General features: G+C 54.9%; 1 protein-coding gene and 1 pseudogene. Both read left to right on the forward strand.

Annotated elements, in window-relative coordinates; translation table 11 throughout:
* Positions 1 to 1,275 (forward strand): ISKra4 family transposase (locus tag ACFFAR_RS29915; RefSeq protein WP_375509087.1); only part of this gene is annotated, 1,275 nt, incomplete at its 5' end.
* 143 nt (positions 1,276 to 1,418) lie between these two features.
* Positions 1,419 to 2,138: pseudogene (locus tag ACFFAR_RS29920) on the forward strand (IS6 family transposase).
* Positions 2,139 to 2,866 lie beyond the last annotated feature (728 nt).

The following is a 2,866-nucleotide window of genomic DNA, read 5'->3' on the forward strand; positions in this document are numbered from 1 at the left end:
CGCTGGCCGCGCCGATGTCAAAAGCGTTCATGTCGAGATGCTCGACGCCGCCGCTGCAGACATTGCGGGCGATATCGCCACATAAAGGACTGGCGCTCCCGAGTGTTTGCAACTGCGTTGGGCGATATCAAAGTTCGAGTGCCCCGTGTGATATCGTGCTTGTGCACCCCCGAGCCACTGGACGATAACGCTGACTCAGCGGATCTTCGATTTTCCGAGTGCCCGATAGAAAGTTTGCTACCGGGGCGACGTACGCCGGAGCTCGCATACCTGTGTGCGAAGCAAGGTGCTTGCGTTTCCTACCGGTCCGCCGCGCGCAATGTCGCGGACGTCACTGGGTTGCACACACTATCTCACGCCACTGTTCGCAGAGAAACGCTCAACTGCGGAGAGCACATTGAAAACGAGCAGTTCCACATTGGGTGGTTCGCGGGAACCCAACACGGTAGCGGAGCGAAGCATTTGCGTCTCGCAATTGACGGCACGGTAGTCACAGCGGTGCCGCCGCTGGAAGAGGTGCGAAGGTTCGAAGTTATCGCGGGCCGTGTTGAGTGTGAGGGCGTAGTAGCTCGACGGTTCGCTTGTGCCTTCCAGCGTCCAAGCTTGACACGCGTGCTTATCGCGGCTGCGCTCGACCAGTGTGGTTGGGTACATTCTACTTTGGTCGACGTGGTCGCAGACGGTGCTCGAGGTATGCGATCGTTAGTGACTTCGGTGGCGCCTTGCGTTGCACCGCGGATCCTTGACTGGTTTCACATCGGTATGAAACTTCACGCGGTGCGTTCGGCGCTGTCCGCGTACACATTTCCTCTCTACCAGCACCCAGTGGTAATGCGGCGATGCGTGCGACTAATTAATCGTGTGCGCGATAAGCTGTGGCGAGGCCGGGGCGAAGCGGCAATTGAAATCCTACGTACTCTCATCGCCTCCCTGAATCTTGAGGTTGGATCTTTGCCACTGTTCTGCAGTCTAGGTGCCGGCACAGCGAGTAACGCGGCCGGTCGATTATTGACTTTCCTGGTGAACAATCGCAGCGATCTCATCGACTATCAACAAGCACGTATGAACGGCCGTCGGGTATCGTCGGCGTCGGCCGAATCGGTAATGAATCATTTGATAAATCGACGGCTCACGAAGCGTCAACAAATGCGGTGGTCGTTTAGAGGTGCTCACTACCTACTGCAAACACGAGTGGAGCTGCTCGACGGTAGGCTGGAGACGTGCTTCGCCAAGCGCTTCCCTCACTTCAGATCGCCAGAGGTCGCCCATCCTTAGGTGCGTCTCCCCCATATTTTGTCCACTCCCAAAATTAACGATCTCCAACAGAAGGGAATAATGATGGCGGCTTGGGTTACGAAATCGGTTTTGTCGCATTAACGCAGTCGAGTAAAATTCGTCTACCGCAACGCATGACGAGCATGATGGAGAAGACGAAGTCGCCGCGCAAGACGCTGCCCGCTGGAATTAGCAAGGTACTGAGCGGCTGCACTACCCGCTGGACGTGATCCTGCTGTGCGTCCGGTTGTACGTGGCGTACCCACTTAGTCTACGTAACCTCGAGGAAATGATGGCCGAGCGGGGTATCGAGGCGGATCATACGAGCGTGCACCGGTGAGCTATCAAGCCGCTGCCGGTGTTTGAAAAAGCATTCCGCAAACGCAAACGGCCTGTCGGCAAGAGCTGGCGCATTGATGAGACCTACGTCAAGTTCAAAGGCCAATGGAAATACTTGTATAGTGCCGTCGACAAGGTGGCCAACACGGTGGATTTCCTGCTGCCGCACATCCTGATAAGGCTGCTGCTCCCGCTACTTCGAGAAGGCGATTGAGCAGAACGGTGAGCCCGAGACAATTACCGTGGACAAGAGCGGCGCGAAACTGGCTGCACTTGAAGCGCCCAATGCCGAGCGTTTAACGCCGAGCAAGGTCCGGCAAAACAAATACCTGAACACCGTCGTCGAGCAGGATCACCGGGCCATCAACCGCATCATCAAGCCGATGATGGGGTTCGAGGATTTCCGTTGTGCGCGCATCATCCTGTCTGGCATAAAGATCGCGCACATGATCCGCAAGGGGCAGATGTGTGACGATGGCGTTGCATCGACTGCTGCCGAACAATTCTATTCTCTTGTGATGTAAGCACTCCTCTTCATCTCAGGCGACTGACCGTCGTATCGTCCTTAACGCGACACAACCCGTGCAAATGCGCGTCGCGCTGTTGAATCAAGAATTTGAGGAACTTGCTCGGCGAAAATTTCCGTGGATTGGACAACGACGTGTTACGTGGCCCTGGAAGAAAGCATCTTAGGGTTTAACGGCTTCCATCAACTACTGCCGTTGCGAACTTGTGGTTGCGCGCCGGGCGGCGTGAATTGAGCTTTCACGGTCAGTTTACTCTCGGGATGCAGGTATCAGCGCCCGCAAAAGACAAATAATTTCCTGGGGCATGACGTCACCCAATGTAAAGACTTCTCTAGGTTTTTTCAAATACATCCATCGTTAGGCGCAGGACGTTTGGCTCGACCGTCTTTAGCGCAACCATTGTTGCTGTTCGGAGAAAAACATTCGATCCTGACCTTTCTCAATTTCTTTTTTCTCATCACTTCGTGGAAAACTTCTCCTTTGACTGACGATTTTGGCGACGGAATAGTGAGTTCGCCCTCTCGTGCCCGGCGTCCTTAGAAGCCAACGCTCGAGTGAACTGCCCCTTGAATTATCGGCATTGGACATCGGAACGATCGTAAGGAGAGGCTATTTTGAAGACAGTATTTTCGTCCCAGCACGCGCAGCAATCCGCTGAAGCAATTTACGTCCGTGGTAAACGAGTGGAGGCGTTCGAAACTCCGGAACGCGCCGCTGCCGTGGTC

The organism is uncultured Caballeronia sp., from assembly GCF_964243625.1.
In the GTDB taxonomy this organism is placed as follows: domain Bacteria; phylum Pseudomonadota; class Gammaproteobacteria; order Burkholderiales; family Burkholderiaceae; genus Caballeronia.